This is a genomic window from Mycobacterium sp. NPDC050441, from assembly GCF_040655355.1.
Classification (GTDB): Bacteria; Actinomycetota; Actinomycetes; order Mycobacteriales; family Mycobacteriaceae; genus Mycobacterium.
The window spans coordinates 274,715-291,674 of record NZ_JBFAJS010000004.1 but is presented as its reverse complement, the minus strand read 5'-3'; the positions used below and the strand labels follow the sequence as shown (position 1 = coordinate 291,674).

The following is a 16,960-nucleotide window of genomic DNA, read 5'->3' as shown; positions in this document are numbered from 1 at the left end:
GTCTCCTTAGACGTTCACCGGCTGAACCGGCGTGATGGGTAGGTAGATGACAGGTTCGGTTGCGAGTTCGGAGGTTTCGCGCAGGTACGGCACCGGGCCCACGGGCTGCGGTTCGTCGAGTTCCTCGGCGTAGCGGTGTCCGGACCAGACCGCGGCGGCGATCGTGGCCGGTGCCCAGGCGTCGCCGATGGCACGGACACTGAGCAGGTCGGCACCGGCCCATTCGGCCTGCCGCCCCAGCAGTTCCTGATACAGCCCGTCGTGCGGAAGCCGGGCGGTGACCATCACGACAGAGTCGGCGCTCAGCGAGCCTTCGTCGCCGGTGTACACACACGCGGTCCGCACACCGTCAGCGGTAACCGCGGTGACGGCAGTGTTGGTCCGCACGTCGACCCCGGCCCGGATCACCCGCTTACGGACGCGGGCGACCTCCAGGGTGTTGGTGGTCCACTGCGACACATGCGCGGCCGGGGTGACCAGCGTGACGTCGAGGCCTTCCTTGGCGAGCAGCTCGGCGATGACGCTGCCCAGGTAGTAGTGGTCGTCGTCGAACACCACGACGCGCTGGCCGCGCGGCCGGGTACCGGCCATGATGTCGTCGGGGGTAAGAATCTGTGCACCCGCTGGGTTTTCACTGATCTCCAGCGGCTTGGTGTGCCAGCGGCCGACACCGTCGGTACGCCAACCCGCACCGGTGGCGACCACGACGTGGTTGAAGTCATTCTCGATGATGTCGTCGGCGGTCATTTCGCTCTGCATGAAGACGTCGACGTTGTCGAGCTTGGCGAGCTGCGATTCGCGGTAGTCGACAACGCGGATCCAGGCCGACAGGCTCGGCAGCTTCGACTCGCGCGCGACACGGCCGCCCAGGGTGCGGGTGGCCTCGGCCAGGCTCACGGTGTACCCGCGATTGCCCAGGGCGCGAGCGGCTTCCAGGCCGGCCGGGCCGGCGCCGACGACGAGCACCGACGAGTCACTGGACTTGACCCGGATCTTCTCCGGATGCCAGCCACGGCGGAACTCCTCGCCCATGGTGGGGTTCTGGGTGCAGCGGATCGGGGACATCGTGAAGTCACCGGACACGCAGATGTTGCAGCCGATGCACTCGCGGATGTCTTCGAGATGGCCGGTCTCGATCTTGCGCGGCAGGAACGGATCCGCGATCGAGGGCCGGGCCGCTCCGATCAGGTCCAGCACACCGGTCTTGACCTGATGCACCATCATGTCCGGCGAGGTGAAACGGCCAACGCCCACAACGGGTTTGGTGGTCAGCGCCTTCAGCCCGCGGACGTAGGGCTCCTGCTCGGCCTCCGGGCCGAACCGGGAGGTGACCGAATCGTCCTCCCAGCTGCCCAGCACGAAATCCCACAGGTCGGGGTGCTCGCCGAGCATGCCGATCACGTCCTCGATCTCGGCGCGGGTGATGCCCTCGTCGCCGAGCAATTCGTCGACCGTGATGCGGCAGGCGACCGCGGCCTTGCCGTCGCACATCTCGCGGGTGTCCTCGAGGATCTCGCGCAGCAGGCGGGCCCGGTTCTCCAGGCTGCCGCCGTACTCGTCGGTGCGGTTGTTGTAACGCCGGGACAGGAAGTGGTGCAGCCCGCCGATGGCGTGGCCGGCGTACACGTAGACGATGTCGTAGGAGGCCTGCAGGGACCGGCGGACCGCCTCGCGGTGCCAGAAGCGCATGTCGGCGATGTCGGCCTTGGTCATCTCACGGGCCTGCACCGGGTCGTAGTTCCACGACACCACGGGCAGGTTCTGCGGGCCGAGCGGGGTTTCCCGGCTGATCAGGTTCGGTGAGTTCAGGCCGTTGTGGGCCAGCTCGATCCCAGCCAGGGCGCCGCCCTCGTGGATCTTCTCGGCGATGCGGGCGACGGCCGGGATGTCCTGGTCGTCCCACAGACGCAGTTCGATGAACGGACCGATGTCGGAGGTGGGGTGGATCTCGACCTGCTCGGTGCACACCACTGCCCACCCGCCCTCGGCCTTGATCCGGCGCATGTAGGCCTCGCCCGATGGGTCGCGGTAGCCCATCCCGTTGCAGTGCGGTACCTGGTAGAAGCGGTTGCGCGCGGTGACCGGGCCGATCTTCACGGGCTCGAACAGGATGTCGTACCGGGGGTCTCGCATGGGGGTCTCTTCCTAGAATTCTCAGACGGCAGGCGCAGTGCGCTTTCGGGGGCTGTGCGTGACGTGGCTCACGCGGTTATCAGCCATGGTCATGCGATCACTAACAGAGGTCAACTAGTGGTTTCAGCGGTTCTGCATCTGATTTGACGATGCAATCCCCGGCCTGGTGAGACTCCGACAAAGGGCCTCGATGCGCGGGTGGCCCATCGAGACTTCATCGGAATTTCTGATTCGGATTCACGGAAACTGATGTTTTACAGCTGCGTGCACCACCCGTCAGTGTGGGGGCCATCACATCCACAGCAAGAACAGAAGGTCGTCGTGGAACCAGCAGTTAATCCGGCATCCGAACCGGCCGTGGGGTCGCAGACCGCCCAGGCTGAGCGTGAGGTCAAGCACCTCAAGAAATCCCTGGGCCGGCTCGACATCGTATTCCTGATCGTCGCGGCCGTCGTCTCGATCGAGGCGCTGGGTCAGGTTTCCGGATTCGGTGCCGAGACCTTCACCTGGGCGCTCGTGCTCGCGGTGTTCTTCCTGGTGCCCTACGGCCTGATCTTCGCCGAGACCGGCGCCGCGTTCACCGGCGAGGGCGGCGTATACGTCTGGTGCCGAAAGGCGTTCGGCAGACCGGCCGCGGCGATCGCCTCCCTGCTGACCTGGGTGACCCAACCGGTCTGGGTCGGCGGATCGATGGCCTTCATCGCCTCGGAGGTCTGGAGCACGTACGTGACACCCTTCGAGCACGGCTCGCTCGTCGACTACGCGTTCAAGCTCGTGTTCATCTGGCTGACCGTGCTGGCGGCCATCATCAGCCTGCAGCACGGCAAATGGATCCCGAACATCGGCGCGATCCTCAAGATCCTCTTCCTCGCAGTCTTTCTCGTCACCACCGTGATCTACGCGCTCCGCAACGGCGTCGCCGGACTGTCGGCCAGTGACTTCGCCCCGACCCTCGGCGGCCTGCTCGGCGTCACCCCGCTGCTGCTGTTCTCCTACCTCGGGTTCGAATCGGGCAACAGCGCCGCCGGCGAGATGAAGAACCCGGCCCGCGACGTTCCCTTCGCGATCGCCCGGTCGGCGGGCATCGCCGCGGCCGCCTACCTGCTGCCCATCTTCGCCATCCTGATCGTGCTGCCCGCCGACGACATCACCGGGATCGGCGGCCTCATGGAAGCCGTTGCCAAGGTCTTCAGCGTGTACGGCCCGGCTGCTCCGGCGATGCTGACCACCACCGCGGTGATCTTCGCCGTGGTGCTGATGACCCAGGGATCGGCGTGGATGATCATCAGCGACCGCATGCAGGCCATGGCCGCGGCCGACGGCGCGTTCTTCGGCGGCTTCTTCGGCCGGTTCCATCCGGAGCTCGGCACCCCGGTACGCGTCAACCTGCTTTCAGGCACGGTGGCCACGGTGTTCTGCCTGGTCGCCATGCAGGTCACCGGATCGTCGGCATCGATCTTCGCTGTGGTGCTGAGCATTTCGATCTCCACGTTCCTGTTGAGCTACGTGATCGCGATCCCCGCGGCGGTGCGCCTGCGCACCCGCTTCCCCGAGGTGGTGCGGCCGTTCCGGGTGCCCACGGGCAACACCGGGTTCCGCATCCTGGGCGGGCTGTGCTTCGCGTGGGTGGCGCTGGGCTCGTGGGTCGCGGTGTTCCCGGGCACCCTGGAGCGCCTGTTCGGGCTCGATTACGACTTCCAGGAGACCTGGGGCGTCAGCCAAGTGACATTCGAGGTGTTCACGCTGGGCACCCTGGCGGTGCTCGGTCTCCTCGGCGCGGTGGGCTACCTGCGGGCCCGGCCGGTGCGGGCCGAACGCCCCGACACCGCACCGCTGGACGACGTGGAAACCGGAGTTCCTGGTAAGGAAGCCGCACAGCTGTAATGCTGGTACCCCGCGTCCCAGAAGAGGAGCAAGTAGGGAGTACCGGTATGCGCAGACGTCCCGACGTCACGCTCACTCAGCTGCGGTACTTCGTGAAAGCCGCCACTCATCTGTCCATGACCAAGGCCGCCGACGAGTTGCACATCGCACAGTCGGCGGTCTCGGCCGCCATCAGCCAGCTCGAACAGCAGATCGGCACACAGCTGTTCATCCGGCACCGCGCCCGCGGGCTGGCGTTGACCGCCGCCGGCGAGGACATGCTGCGCGATACCCGTGCTCTGCTGGCGCACCTCGACGAGGTGCTCGACAGCGCCAGCGGCAGCGTCGACCAGGTGCACGGCACGGTGCGGTTGGCCTGCTTCGTCACCCTGACCCCGTTCGTCCTGCCGCGCTTGCTGTCCGACCTCGCGGCTCGCCATCCCGACCTCGAGGTCGAGGTCATCGAGACGTCCGCAGACGCGATCCCCAGCGTGCTGCGCAACGGCACCGCGGAGCTGGCGTTGACCTACGACCTGGGACTCGGCGCCGGCGTGGACGCCGAGCAACTCGGGGTGGCCGCCCCGTATGTGGCGTTGCCGCTCGACCACCGGCTGGCCAAGCGTAAATCCATCGAACTGACCGAGTTGGCCGACGAGCCGATGGTCCTGCTCGACCTGCCCGACAGCCGGGACTACTTCGAATCGATACTCGCCAAAGCCGGTGTGACACCGCGAATCCGGTATCGATCAGCCAGCTATGAGGCGGTGCGCGGCCTGGTGGCCCGCGGGCACGGTTTCTCGATCCTCAACCAGCTACCGGCACACGCGGGCACCTATGACGGCGGCGCCGTCAGCGCCGTGCCCATCCGTGACAACCTGCCGGGTCTGCCGATCGTGCTGGCCCGGCTGCAATCGGTGCGCAGCACAGCCCGGGCGCGTGCAGTCGCCGAGACCGCACGCGCAATCTTCACCGACTGATCGCAATCCTCGGCGCAGACCTCTCTCGCTACCTGAGTTCGTTGGGGCGGCAGAGGTTTTCGGGACTGAGCATCCGGACCAGGACTGCTTCGTCGAGCAGCGCGGAACGTCGGACCAGGTCGGGGATGGATGATCCGGTGGCGATGGCTTCGGCGACCAGCGCGGTGGCGGCCTCATAACCCAGCACCGGGTTGAGCGCGGTCGCGATGCTGGCCGATCCCAGCACCGCCTCACGCATCCGGTCGGCGTTGGCGGTGATGCCCTCGATGCACCGCTCACCGAGTACTTCGACCGCGGCCGTGAGGTGGTTGAGCGAAGACAGCAGGGCACGGGCGATGATCGGCTCGAACGCGTTGAGCTGCAACTGCCCGGCCTCGGCGGCCATGGTGATGGTCAGATCATTGCCGATCACCTCGAAAGCCACCTGGTTGACCATCTCGGGGATCACCGGGTTCACCTTGCCCGGCATGATGCTCGAGCCGGCCTGCACCGCAGGAAGATTGATCTCCCCCAGGCCCGCACGCGGGCCCGAGGACAACAGTCGCAGATCGTTGCAGATCTTGGACAGCTTCACCGCGGCACGCTTGGTCACCCCGGACAACTGCACAAAAGACCCGCAATCGGAGGTGGCCTCCACCAGATCCCCGGCCGTGGTCAACGGCAGGCCGGTGATCTGACGCAGTTGCTCACACACCAGCCCCGCGTACTGCGGGTGGGTGTTGAGCCCGGTGCCGATCGCGGTGCCGCCCAGGTTGATCTCGGCGATCAACGCCATCGCCTCACCAAGCCGATCGGCATCCTCGATCACGGTGACCGCGAACGCGCCGAACTCCTGGCCCAGCGTCATCGGCACCGCGTCCTGCAACTGGGTCCGGCCCAGCTTGAGCAAGTCGGCGAACTCCACCGACTTGGCGGCACACCGCTGTGCCAGGCCCCGCAAGGCCGCCTCCAGCGCGCGCGCCGCCATCCCGAGCCCGACCTTCACCGCCGTCGGGTACACATCGTTGGTGCTCTGCCCCAGGTTGACATGCTCCAGCGGATGAATCCTGCCGTAGTCGCCGCGCGGGCGGCCGAGGATCTCGAGGGCGCGGTTGGCGATCACCTCGTTGGCGTTCATGTTGGTCGACGTGCCTGCCCCGCCCTGGATCTGATCGACCACGAACTGGTCGTGCAACGCACCGCCGCGGATGTCGACACAGGCTGCGATGATCGCCTCAGCGATCTGCGGGTCGAGCTGACCGAGCTGCAGATTGGCCTGGGCGGCGGCCTGTTTCACCGAGGCCAGCGCGATCACCAGATCGGTGTGCCGTGAGATGGGGACCCCGCTGATCGGAAAGTTCTCACACGCGCGTGCGGTGTGCACGCCGTAGTACACCTCGGCGGGCACTTCATGATCGCCGAGCAGATCATGCTCGGTACGGGTCAGGGACATGGATTTCACTCCGCGGTGAGTAGTCGGCGACGGATGGGGGTGTGGGTGGCGGCGTCGACGACCGTGCCGGCGAGCGCCTGCGCCCCCTGCGCGATGGCCGTCTCGGCCGCCGCGGTGAGGGTGGCTGCGGCGAACTCAGGTTGATGGTTGACCGCCGGCAACGAGTCGATCCCGATATAGGGGTGGATCGCGGGCAGGGTCTGCGACACGTTGCCCATGTCGGTCGAGGCCCGCGCCATCATCGTGTCCGGCCCCGACGCAAACCGCCGGCCCGCCGCCGTCGCGCGACGCTCATAACAGGCCAGAAGCTCCTCATCCGTGCGGAATTCGGCGTACGGCTTGGACTCCGGCACCACGGTGAGCTCGGCGCCCGACGCCAGCGCGCCCGCCTCGAAGCAGCGCATCACCTTCGGCTCGACCTCCGCAAGTTGGGCCAGGGTCTCGGCGCGCACATACCAGCGGCCCTCGGTGCGTTCGGCGATCGCGTTGGGAGCCTCGCCACCGCGGGTCATCATGCCGTGCACCCGCACCGACGACGGCAGTTGTTGGCGCAGCAGACCGATGGCGACCTGGGCGATGGTGAACGCATCAGCCGCATTGACACCGCGTTCCGGATACGCCGCGGCATGGGCGGACTTTCCCTTGTACTCGATGTGGCTGTGCGACACCGCAAACGGCTGCGCCCGCGCTACATCCACCGGGCCCGGATGCAGCATCGCCGCCGCGTGCTGGCCGGCGAAACCGTCGCGTTCGAGTAGTTCGATCTTGCCCCCGCCGCCCTCTTCGGCGGGGGTGCCGATCACCGACAACGTCAACCCGAGATCATCAACTACCGGCGCCAGGGCCAGCGCCGCACCGACGGTGATCGCCGAGATCAGGTTGTGCCCGCAGGCGTGGCCGAGACCGGGCAGCGCGTCGTATTCGGCGCACAACGCGATATGTAGATCCCCACTGCCGATCCGTGCGGCGAACGCGGTATCCAGTCCGCAGAAACGTTCGGTGACGTCAAACCCGCCGTCGGACAGTGCCCCGGCCACCCGCCGCGCCGAACGTACTTCCTCCCAGGCGATCTCGGGATGATCGTAGAGATCGCGTGACAACCCGATCAGGCCCGGATGCTCCCCACCGACCCGCGCGGCCACGACAGCATCGACGGTGCTCACCGGTCCCCCGGAACCCCGTACGACGGTGCCTGTGTCGGGTCGATGCCGCGGGTGCGGTAGTCGTTCTTCTGCGGCTGCCACAACTGCCACAGCGCGGCGAGATCCCCGATCGGATCTTCGGAGTGGTCGACTCGTAGGTCCGTCACAGGCCATGGGACATCCTCTACGACAAGCATTCCCGCTGAGTGCACCGGTCCGGCCTCACCGCCGGCGGCGAGGGCGGCACACAGACCATCGAGCAGCCGTCCTTCGAAGGCAGTCGCAGGGCTGTCGGCATAACCGGACAGCAACGCGGAGATCACCGACTCGTCGGCGAGCAGGTTGCCTGCGGCCACCGCCTGATCACCCTCGAGGTGGGTGTGGACGCCCAGGCTGTTGGGGCCGGAGTGCACCGCGGTGTTGCCGTGGGTGTCGACGACGGTCAACTGCCGATAGTCGGGGAACTCTTCCTTTGCCAGTGCGGCTTTCAGCGCCGCATCGGCATCTGTGCCGGCGGCGAGCTCATCGAGGACCTGTCCACCGAGTGCCGGGTTGGTGACGTTCTGCGAAGCGACCACCCCGACACCCGCCCGGGTGTGCGCGCAGCGCGAGGCGACCGCGGGGCTCGACGAGCAGATGACGATCCCGAACGCGCCGCTGCCGGGATCCCGGGCAACCAGGGAGAACGTCATTTCCCGCTGCCCTCGGAAAGCACTGCGGTGGCATCGATCTCGACCAGCCATTCGGGCCGGGCCAGTGCCTCCACGACCAGCCCGGTCGAGACCGGGAAGACGCCTTTGAGCCACCGGCCCATGATCCGGTACACGGTCTCGCGGTACCGGATGTCGGTGAGGTACACGGTGACCTTCACGATGTCCTTGACCGAGCTGCCGGCTTCGTCGAGCAGCATCGCGATGTTGCTCATCGCCTTCTCGGTCTGGGCGGCGACGTCGCCGATGCCGACTGACTCGCGGGTGTCGAGATCCTGGCCGATCTGCCCGCGCAGGTAGACCACACCACCGGCGACGACGGCCTGGCACAGGTCGTTGTCCAGATTCTGCTCGGGGTAGGTCTCCTTGGTGTTGAAGGGCCGGATCCTGGTGTGGGTCGGTGTGGCGATATCGGTCATGGCCGGCATTCCTTTCTCGGGGCTCGGGCTATTCGGCGGACTGCTCGGGCGCCTTGTAGGCGAGGTAGCTGCGCTGGATGGCGATTTGGTCGGCAAGGTATTTGGCGTCGTGCCACACCCCCCAGATGAAGCTCGAACCGCGGCGGGACTGCCACGGGAGTCCCAGGAAGTAGATGCCCGGTTCGGTGGAAACACCGCGTTGGTGAAGCGGCCTGCCCTTCTCGTCGAAGGCGTCGACCTCCAGCCAGTCATAGTCGAACGCGAAGCCGACCGCCCAGACGATCGTCGTGATGCCCGCGGCGGCGAAGTCCAGTTCGCGGATAGGGTTGGTCATGCAGTCGGGGTCCGCACCGAGGATGCGGGCCTGTGGTTCCTCGGGAAGGTCGATTCCGTTGCGGGCGATGTAGGCGTCGGCCTCGTCCAGCATCGACAGGTAGTTCGCGTCACCGGCCTCGATGTTGGCGCGCAGATCCGCCTCGAAGCGCATCACGCCGGCCTCGAATGCGCCCGCCATCCCCAGCAGAGTGATCCCGCTGGCGGCCAGGGAACGGAAGTTCACGGTGTGCCCGCCATGGGCGCCGCTCACCGCGATGGTCACATGCTCGGCTCCGACCGGCGGCGCCGCCATGTCCCACTTGCCGAGAACGCCCAGCCACCAACAGAAGTCGCGCCCTCGGTAGCTGCGCGGTGGCCGGTCATGCGGGCCGACCGCGAGGTAGACCCGGCGCCCCGCCTGCTGCAGTTCGTCGGCGATCTGCACGCCCGAAGACCCGGCGCCGATCACCAGGACAGCGCCATCCGGTAGCTGCTGCGGATTGTGATATCCACTGGAGTGGATCTGGTGCAGTCCGGAGTTCTCGGGAACGATCGGCGGGATGACCGGCTTCTGGAAGGCGCCGGTCGCGGCCACGACGTAGCGCGCCTCGATGACGCCGTCGGAGGTCTCAACCCGGAATCCGGGTCGGCCGTTGTACTTCCGGACCGAGGTGACGTCGACTCCGGTGCGGATCGGCGCGTCGATCATCTTGGCGTAGTCGGCTAGGTAGTCGGCAACCTGTTCCTTGCCGGCGAATCCGTCGGGATCGACATTGAATTCCATTCCCGGGAAACGGTCATGCCATGCCGGACCGTTGGCCACCAAGGAATCCCAGCGCCAGGACCGCCAGCGCTCGGCAACCCGATCCCGCTCGACGACGAGGTGCGGCACGCCCTGTACACCGAGATGCTCGCTCATCGCGATGCCGGCCTGGCCCGCGCCGACAATGAGGACCTCGGTCTCTTGGGTCGACATCCCAACCTCCACATGTTCAAACGGACTAGCTCGTTGCATCCATGATTCAGCGCACACCCACATCTGTACAGCGCATATATTCGATGTACTTCATCTCTGAATCCGATGCGCTGGCTCGGGTGCGCTCTACGCTTGAGGGCGTGGATCTGGGATTGTCCGGCAAGGCATTTGTAGTCACCGGCGGCAGCGACGGCCTGGGTTACGCGTCGGCGCGCGAGTTGCTCCGCGAAGGCGCCGCCGTCACAGTCTCGTCACGCTCGGGAACCAAAGTCAGCGCTGCGGTGCACCGACTCGCGGCCGACTGGCCCGGCGCGGTCGAGGGAATGGCTGCCGACAACGGAGACCCGGAGGCGGCTGAACGCATCGTCGCGTCAGCCGTCGCGAGGTGGGGCAGGCTCGACGGACTGGTGATCAGCGTGGGTGGCCCACCACTGTCGACGGCACTGGGCGCCACCGACGACGATTGGGAAAGTTCTTTCCGGTCAGTATTTCTCGGGGCGATCCGGCTGATCCGCGCCGCAGCGCCGATGATGCCCGACGGCAGCGCGATCGTCCTGGTCCTGTCGACGTCGGCGAAATCCCCGTTGACCGGGCTGGGAATCTCCAATGGGCTGCGCCCGGGACTCGCAATGGCGGCCAAGGACATCGCGGACGAACTGGGGCCGCGCGGCGTGCGCGTGGTGAGCCTGCTGCCGGGTCTGTTCAACACCGCGCGCGGCGCCGGTGCCGACACCCGGGAACTCGGCAACATCCCGCTGGGGCGGATCGGCGAGCCGGCCGAGTTCGGCCGGACCGTGGCATTCCTGGTGTCGCCCGCAGCGTCCTACATCACCGGCTGCACCATCGCGGTGGATGGCGGGGCCCTGCGCGCACTCTGACCCGACGCGGATCTTCCGGGCGTCAGTCCGCGACAACCTCGCCACGGGCGGCATTCAAGGTGAGGACCCGGGCGCAGGCCAGAGGCGTCACCCGGGCGCTGGTCCGCAGTCCGGACTGCGACGGACGCTGGGACTCGGGGTCGAGCCCGTCATCCTCATCGTCAGGCCGATAGGACGACGGGTGCCTGCGCTTGGCCGCGGCGAGCTCACGGGCGTATCGCTGCGACGAACACCACAGTGGGTGCGTCGCCAGCTCGATGACCGTCGAGCCGGCAGCTTTTGTCGCCATGTTCAATGACCTCCAGCGGAGCTTCACGACACTTCATACTCAGTGCCAAGCGTGCTCGGCCAAGCTGAGACGGTGCATCGAGTTGGCCGTGGACTCCTTAAGGATCCCTCTTAAACGTCGTTTACACATCCAAAGAGCTTGAACAGAGACGTAATTCACATTCCTGAATTTGACATTGTTTGCTGTGACTGCTCCGGCAAGCCGAAGTGCGTCACGGTGACGCAATGACCCCCGCCTCCCGGCCGGGTCGCAGGACCGCAATACGGCAACCCGGGAGGACACCAGCCTGCCCCACCGCCCGATCGGCGGCACCCGCCCAACCGCCCTGATCGCGGATCACCCTCCAGTGCAGCGGAATCCGTCAGACGCAGTTCCCGTTCGGACGAACAGGGACGACTCGGGCCCGGCCATTCATTTCCGGGACTCAACGGCACGGCGCAGATCTCCCGAGAGCTCCACCGAAGCTGCGCGACGGGCCGGCCGGTAACCGGCCACTCGTTTGCCGTATATACAGCGGGTCGTCGAGTGCCGATCACAACCCGCCCCACCGGTCGCCTCGCGGTACCCGGGAGACCCCCACCGATCGCTGACACCGGCGCGGCTGTTCGATTTCTCGGCGGTTCCATCGTCGCCCCCACAGGTTCCAGCTACCGAATTCACCGCCTCGGCCCGACTGTCCGTCACGGGCGTCGACAAGAACCGACCCACATTCTTACATTCGCAAGAAACTTGCATGTGGGGGCCGCGCACAAATTAAGGAAGCGCGCCAGCGAACGCGCCGCGGTTAGCCCCGTCGATGCGTAATCGTTACCTATCCTTTAACCTGGCCCGTGGCCGAGCTCCCCTGCTAGAACGTCAATAAGCTCGGCGAAGGGTGGTACGGCTGTGGATGCACATGATCCGAGCGTCGGAGAACATGAGCGTCCGACCGTGACTCGGACGTCTCGCGCGTCGATCGAAAGCTGGCCGCTGCGGTGGAAAGTCGCGGCGACCCTGGTGTTGCCGATCATGCTCGCGGCGACCTTCGGGGCTGTCCGTATCTACAACGAACTGTCGGCCGCCTCGCGGCTCAACCTCGCTTCCGACAACGCGGTGATCGTGGTCCCCGCGGTCGGGCTGGTCGACCGGATCGACGGCCTGGCATACGCCGCGGCCTCGGGTGCACCGATCGACGAACCGCTCGCACAGTTCGACGAGAGCGCCAAGTCCTTGGACTCCCTGATCAAGTCCGCCGAGTTCGACTCGACCGTCGCCGCCGAGCTGACGACGGCATCCTCCACCGCCAAGACGTTGCGCGACGACATCAAATCCGGGCCGATGCCCCCGCGGGTGATCGCCGAGCGGGCACAGAACGTGGCCTCCGGCGTCGTCTCCGCGATCGCGGCGACCACCGCGACCGTGGACGACCGCACCGTGCGCCCACTCGCAGACCAGCTCGTGGACGCTCTCGCGGCGCAGCGCGCTTTGACGACGCAGCGGATCCTGATCGCCGCGCCCGATTTCGCCGATTCGGAAGCACTGCGCACCGAGGTCGCGGACGCGGCAGGCGCAGAAGCGGCCGCGATCGATCGACTCAACCGGCTGACGGCCACGGACGAGGTCACGGCGCTGTCCAAGGAGTCCGACGTTCGTCGCGCCACCTATACCCAGCCGTCCGACGACAGCGTGTACGCGCCCGCGTTCACCGGCGCGATGCGGGCAAGCGTCGAGGGGTATCGCACGATGACGCAGGGCCTGTCCTCCGACCTCGACGGCACGTTGCACCATCGCGCCAACGCTCTGCGGTCCGATGCCCTGCGTGACACCGCGATCATCCTCGGTGCGGTTCTGGCCGCCCTCGTGTTCGCGCTCGCCGTCGGCCGCTCCCTCATCCGGTCGATCGGCCGCCTGCGCCAGGGCGCGCTGAAGGTGGCGCAGGTCGAGCTGCCCGAAGAAATCGACCGACTCAGCAAGGGCGGCGGCATACCGGAAATCCAGCCACTGCCGTTCCGCACCAATGAAGAGGTCGGGCAGCTCGCGCGCGCGATCGACGACATCCACTCCCAAGCTGTCCGTCTGGCCGGCGAGCACGGCGTCCGACTGCAGATCGGCGACATGTTCGAAACGCTGTCCCGCCGAAGCCGCTCACTCGTCGAAGAGCAGCTGGCCCTCATCGAGACGCTGGAGCTCGACGAGGAGGATCCGGCCCGGCTGGATCACCTCTTCCGCCTCGATCATCTTGCGACGCGCATGCGCCGCAACGGCGACAATCTCCTCGTCCTCGCCGACACGGTGGAACGCCACCGCACGTCAGCGCCCGTCGCGCTACCCGACATGCTGCGCGCCGCGATGTCCGAGGTCGAGGAGTACCGCCGGGTGCAGGTCGGACACCTGGCCGACGTGTCGATCGCGGGCTCGGCCGCCGGCGACATCGGCCACCTGGTCGCCGAGCTGCTCGACAACGCGCTGCGCTACTCCCCGCCCGACGCGCCGGTACTGGTCACCGTGGGACGCGCGGTCGACGCCGGGCTGCTGGTCGAGGTGGCCGACCGAGGACTCGGCATGTCCAAGGACGACTTGACCGCCGCAAACGAACGGCTTGCACTCGGCGGTGAGGTGACCTCCGAAACCGCCAAACGGATGGGGCTTTTCGTGGTCGGCCGGTTGGCGCGACGTCACGAAGCCACGGTGCGGCTGCGTACCACCTCGGCGTTGACCGATCGGCCCGGCGTGACGGCGAGCGTGCACCTGCCCGGCACGCTGGTCGCACCGATCGGAATCGGCGAGACGCTCGATGACCTCCGCGACGGTTCGTTCGCAGAGTCGCGGCCGCGGACGGCCGAAAACGGGCGGAATGCGCTCACGAGCGCCGCCGCCGGGGCGCTCGCCGAGACCACCGGCTCCAAGGCACCGTCGTTGCCGTCGGAGCGGGGATCGGATACCCCGGTCCGGGCCACCGTCAACGGGCTGCCGAAACGCTCGCCCGGTGCGAGCGGTGTCAATGGATATCCCGCTGACACTCCCGCTCCCCCGAATCCGCTGACCGCCCCGGCCCCTGCCCCTGCCGCAGCCCCAGAGGAACCCGAACGTCCGCAGCGCGGCAATCCGCTTTCGTACTTCACCTCCGGGACTTCCGCCCCGGCTGCCGCGGAGCCTGCCGGCACCGCAGCCGAACCGGCTAACGAATCCGCGTGGCTGGACATCGAGGCGGAGAGCTTGGAGAGTGCGCCGATCTTCGAGCGGATGGCCTCGGAGTGGCTGATGGATCCCACCGCGCCCGAATCCCGCAACCGGGTCTGGTCCAGCTCCGCCGACGCCGGCTGGGCAGCTGCGGCAAAGGCTGTCGAGCAGGAACCGAAGCGGCACACCGCATCCGGACTTCCGATTCGCGAACGTGGAGCGCGCCTGGTGCCCGATGAGGCAAGATCAGAACCCCAGGCCAAGGCCAACGGGGGCAACGATCCCGCGGCGATCCGGGACATCCTGAGCCGACAACTGGCCGGCGTTCGCAGGGGCCGAGCCGAAACCGACGCAGCACACCGCCGAATCGAAGGAGATCGATGAACACCGGCACGCAACCACATGATCGGTCCGCGGGGTCTGCTGCAACACCGTCAGGGACCTCCGGCACCCTCGACTGGTTCGTGTCCAACTTCGTCCGTGACGTGCCCGGTGTGTCACATGCGATCCTGGTGTCGGCCGACGGGCTGTTGATGGCCTCGAACTCCCACCTGCCGACTGACCGGGCCGAGCAATTGGCCGCCGTGACATCAGGTTTGGCGAGTCTTTCGACCGGCGCCGCCCGCTTGTTCGAGGCCGGCAACGTGCGCCAGTCGATCGTCGAGATGGACGACGGCTTCCTGCTGTTGATGGGCGTCGGCAACGGCTCATATCTGGCCACCCTGGCGTCGACCTCGTGCGACATCGGACAGGTGGGGTACGAGATGGCCCTGCTCGTCGACCGGGTCGGCAAGACCGTGGACGCGACCCCGCGCTCCACCCATGGAGCTCGATGACGCTCAGCATGGACAGACCCGAGCAGAAGCAGACCGCCAGCCGCGCCCGGCCGTACACACTGACCGGCGGGCGAACCCGGGCTCGGGTCGAGATCCCGATCGAAGCTCCGGTGGAGGCCTTGCTGGCTTCGGGTGAACTCGACTGCGCGCCAGGCGATATACCCGCCGTCATCGTCCGGCTGTGCGGCAGCCGACCGTCGATCGCCGAGATCTCGGCCCACGCCGGTCTGCCGATCGGCGTGGCCCGGGTGCTGGTGAGCGATCTGGTGGACAGCGGCCACCTCCGTGTTCACGCCACATTGACCGACCGCTCGACCGTTGCAGAACGGCGCCTACTGATCGAAAGGACCCTCAGTGGTTTACGCGCACTCTGACTCCGGCGCCACGGTGTCGTCGACGAAGATCGTGATTGCCGGCGGCTTCGGCGTCGGCAAGACCACGTTCGTCGGCGCCGTGTCGGAGATCGTGCCGTTGCGCACCGAGGCCCTCGTCACGGACGCCTCGCAGGGCCACGACGACCTCGAAATGATCCCTGGCAAGGAAACCACCACGGTTGCCATGGATTTCGGCCGGATCACAATCGCAGACGACCTCGTGCTGTACCTGTTCGGCACACCGGGGCAACGGCGGTTCTGGTTCATGTGGGACGACCTGGTCCACGGCGCGATCGGCGCCGTGGTGCTCGTCGACACCCGCAGGCTCGAGGACAGCTTCGCCGCCGTCGACTTCTTCGAGGCCCGCAGCCTGCCGTTCCTGATCGCGGTCAACGAGTTCGACGACTCCCCGGTCCACACCATCGAAGAGCTACGTGAGGCGATGTCCGTGTCGCCGCACGTACCGATCATCAATGTCGACGCACGGCAACGTGATTCGGCGAAGAACGCATTGATCGCCATCACCTCGTTTGCGCTGGAACGCCTTCCGAGCACAGCGCTCTAGATCCACAGCCCGTCAGTCTCACAGTCTCGAGGAACCCATCATGAATCACCAAGTACATCACTTCGACATGGGCCTCTGGCTGCTGTTTCTGGCGTACATCGTCTCGGTGACCGGATCGGTCGTCGGCCTGGCGTGTACCCGTTGCGGTGCAACGGCCACCAATGGACGCGATCGCCTCCGCTGGCTGCTCATGGCCTCGATCGCCATCGGCGGGGTGGGCGTCTGGCTGATGCACTTCATCGCGATGCTCGGCTTCGCGATCCCCAACAGCATGGTCCGCTACCACCTCGGCTGGACGGTTGCGTCGGCCGTGATCGCGATCGCGGCGGTGTTCGTCGGGCTGATCACCATCGGCCGCAGCTTCGATCTGCGGCGACTGCTCGCCGGCGGCGTCATCACCGGCCTCGCCGTCGCGATGATGCACTACACCGGCATGTGGGCAGTCCAGATGCAGGGCACGATGACCTACGACACCACCCTTGTCGTCCTGTCCTTCGTGATCGCCGTGGTCGCCGCCACGGCCGCGCTGTGGTTCACCCTCGTCCTCGAGTCGCGCGGTCTGCGATTCGTCGCCGGCCTGGTGATGGGCGTCGCCGTCGTCGGCATGCACTACACCGGGATGGCGGCCGTGCGCGTCGATGTCGATCACACGATGCCGGTTCCCGGTGGGCCCGAAGTGTTCTCGTTCCTGTTCCCGGTCTTCGTGATCGGCCTGCTCGCGCTCGTCGTCCCGATCACCGCCGTCATGCTGGCTCCTGATCGCAGCGCTGACGAGGATGAAGCCGAGTCACGCCCGGTGGCAGCGACGGCCGGGCGGCACCGGTAGGCCGGCGTCCACGGGCGCAACACTTCGCCGCCAAACTGTAAAAACTGGCAGAATCGGACAGTTTTT

At 66.9% G+C, this 16,960-nt stretch carries 15 protein-coding genes; 8 read left to right on the top strand and 7 right to left on the bottom strand.

Going from position 1 to position 16,960, the window contains the following annotated elements; all coding sequences use genetic code 11:
* Positions 1-6: 6 nt before the first annotated feature.
* Positions 7-2,133, bottom strand: a complete 2,127-nt coding sequence (locus tag AB0I14_RS14265; protein WP_358022044.1) for an FAD-dependent oxidoreductase — start codon at positions 2,131-2,133, stop codon at positions 7-9.
* 321 nt (positions 2,134-2,454) lie between these two features.
* On the opposite strand from AB0I14_RS14265, the gene AB0I14_RS14260 reads away from it, so the two are divergent.
* Together AB0I14_RS14260 and AB0I14_RS14255 are read left to right on the top strand one after the other, a co-directional pair.
* A complete protein-coding gene (locus tag AB0I14_RS14260) occupies positions 2,455-4,017 on the top strand; it encodes an APC family permease (RefSeq protein WP_358022041.1) in 1,563 nt (520 codons plus the stop codon).
* A gap of 47 nt (positions 4,018-4,064) precedes the next feature.
* Entirely contained in the window at positions 4,065-4,973 is a 909-nt protein-coding gene (locus AB0I14_RS14255) for a LysR family transcriptional regulator (protein WP_358022039.1), read from the top strand.
* A gap of 28 nt (positions 4,974-5,001) precedes the next feature.
* On the opposite strand, the gene AB0I14_RS14250 is transcribed toward AB0I14_RS14255, so the two are convergent.
* Genes AB0I14_RS14250 through AB0I14_RS14230 form a run of 5 tightly spaced genes read right to left on the bottom strand, consistent with a single transcriptional unit; the run spans position 5,002 to position 9,967 of the window.
* Entirely contained in the window at positions 5,002-6,405 is a 1,404-nt protein-coding gene (locus AB0I14_RS14250; protein WP_358022036.1) for an aspartate ammonia-lyase, read from the bottom strand.
* 5 nt (positions 6,406-6,410) lie between these two features.
* The gene (locus tag AB0I14_RS14245; RefSeq protein ID WP_358022033.1) at positions 6,411-7,568 is read right to left on the bottom strand and encodes a M20 family metallopeptidase; all 1,158 of its coding nucleotides are present in this window, start codon (positions 7,566-7,568) and stop codon (positions 6,411-6,413) included.
* Positions 7,565-8,239, bottom strand: a complete 675-nt coding sequence (locus AB0I14_RS14240; RefSeq protein ID WP_358022030.1) for a DUF1028 domain-containing protein — start codon at positions 8,237-8,239, stop codon at positions 7,565-7,567. Before AB0I14_RS14240 ends, AB0I14_RS14245 begins: the two co-directional genes overlap by 4 nt.
* Positions 8,236-8,676: a RidA family protein gene (locus AB0I14_RS14235; protein ID WP_358022027.1), complete on the bottom strand. Its 441-nt coding sequence runs from the start codon at positions 8,674-8,676 to the stop codon at positions 8,236-8,238. The genes AB0I14_RS14240 and AB0I14_RS14235 overlap by 4 nt, the downstream gene beginning before the upstream one ends.
* 28 nt (positions 8,677-8,704) lie before the next feature.
* Complete coding sequence (locus tag AB0I14_RS14230; protein WP_358022024.1) at positions 8,705-9,967, bottom strand: NAD(P)/FAD-dependent oxidoreductase; 1,263 nt, start codon at positions 9,965-9,967, stop codon at positions 8,705-8,707.
* Positions 9,968-10,107: 140 nt separating this feature from the next.
* On the opposite strand from AB0I14_RS14230, the gene AB0I14_RS14225 reads away from it, so the two are divergent.
* Complete coding sequence (locus AB0I14_RS14225) at positions 10,108-10,845, top strand: SDR family oxidoreductase (RefSeq protein WP_358022021.1); 738 nt, start codon at positions 10,108-10,110, stop codon at positions 10,843-10,845.
* Between the two features lie 22 nt (positions 10,846-10,867).
* Here AB0I14_RS14225 and AB0I14_RS14220 read toward each other — a convergent pair whose 3' ends face one another.
* Positions 10,868-11,134, bottom strand: coding sequence for a hypothetical protein (locus AB0I14_RS14220; RefSeq protein ID WP_358022018.1), 267 nt, complete (start codon positions 11,132-11,134; stop codon positions 10,868-10,870).
* A gap of 930 nt (positions 11,135-12,064) precedes the next feature.
* On the opposite strand from AB0I14_RS14220, the gene AB0I14_RS14215 reads away from it, so the two are divergent.
* Genes AB0I14_RS14215 through AB0I14_RS14195 form a run of 5 tightly spaced genes read left to right on the top strand, consistent with a single transcriptional unit; the run spans position 12,065 to position 16,894 of the window.
* Entirely contained in the window at positions 12,065-14,677 is a 2,613-nt protein-coding gene (locus AB0I14_RS14215) for an ATP-binding protein (protein ID WP_358022015.1), read from the top strand.
* Entirely contained in the window at positions 14,674-15,129 is a 456-nt protein-coding gene (locus AB0I14_RS14210) for a roadblock/LC7 domain-containing protein (RefSeq protein WP_358022012.1), read from the top strand. The genes AB0I14_RS14215 and AB0I14_RS14210 overlap by 4 nt, the downstream gene beginning before the upstream one ends.
* On the top strand, positions 15,126-15,503 hold the full coding sequence (locus AB0I14_RS14205; RefSeq protein WP_358022009.1) for a DUF742 domain-containing protein: 378 nt from the start codon (positions 15,126-15,128) through the stop codon (positions 15,501-15,503). Before AB0I14_RS14210 ends, AB0I14_RS14205 begins: the two co-directional genes overlap by 4 nt.
* Entirely contained in the window at positions 15,484-16,068 is a 585-nt protein-coding gene (locus tag AB0I14_RS14200; protein WP_358022006.1) for an ATP/GTP-binding protein, read from the top strand. The genes AB0I14_RS14205 and AB0I14_RS14200 overlap by 20 nt, the downstream gene beginning before the upstream one ends.
* A gap of 40 nt (positions 16,069-16,108) precedes the next feature.
* Positions 16,109-16,894 (top strand): MHYT domain-containing protein, encoded by a 786-nt coding sequence (locus AB0I14_RS14195; RefSeq protein ID WP_358022003.1) that lies wholly within the window; start codon positions 16,109-16,111, stop codon positions 16,892-16,894.
* Positions 16,895-16,960: the final 66 nt, after the last annotated feature.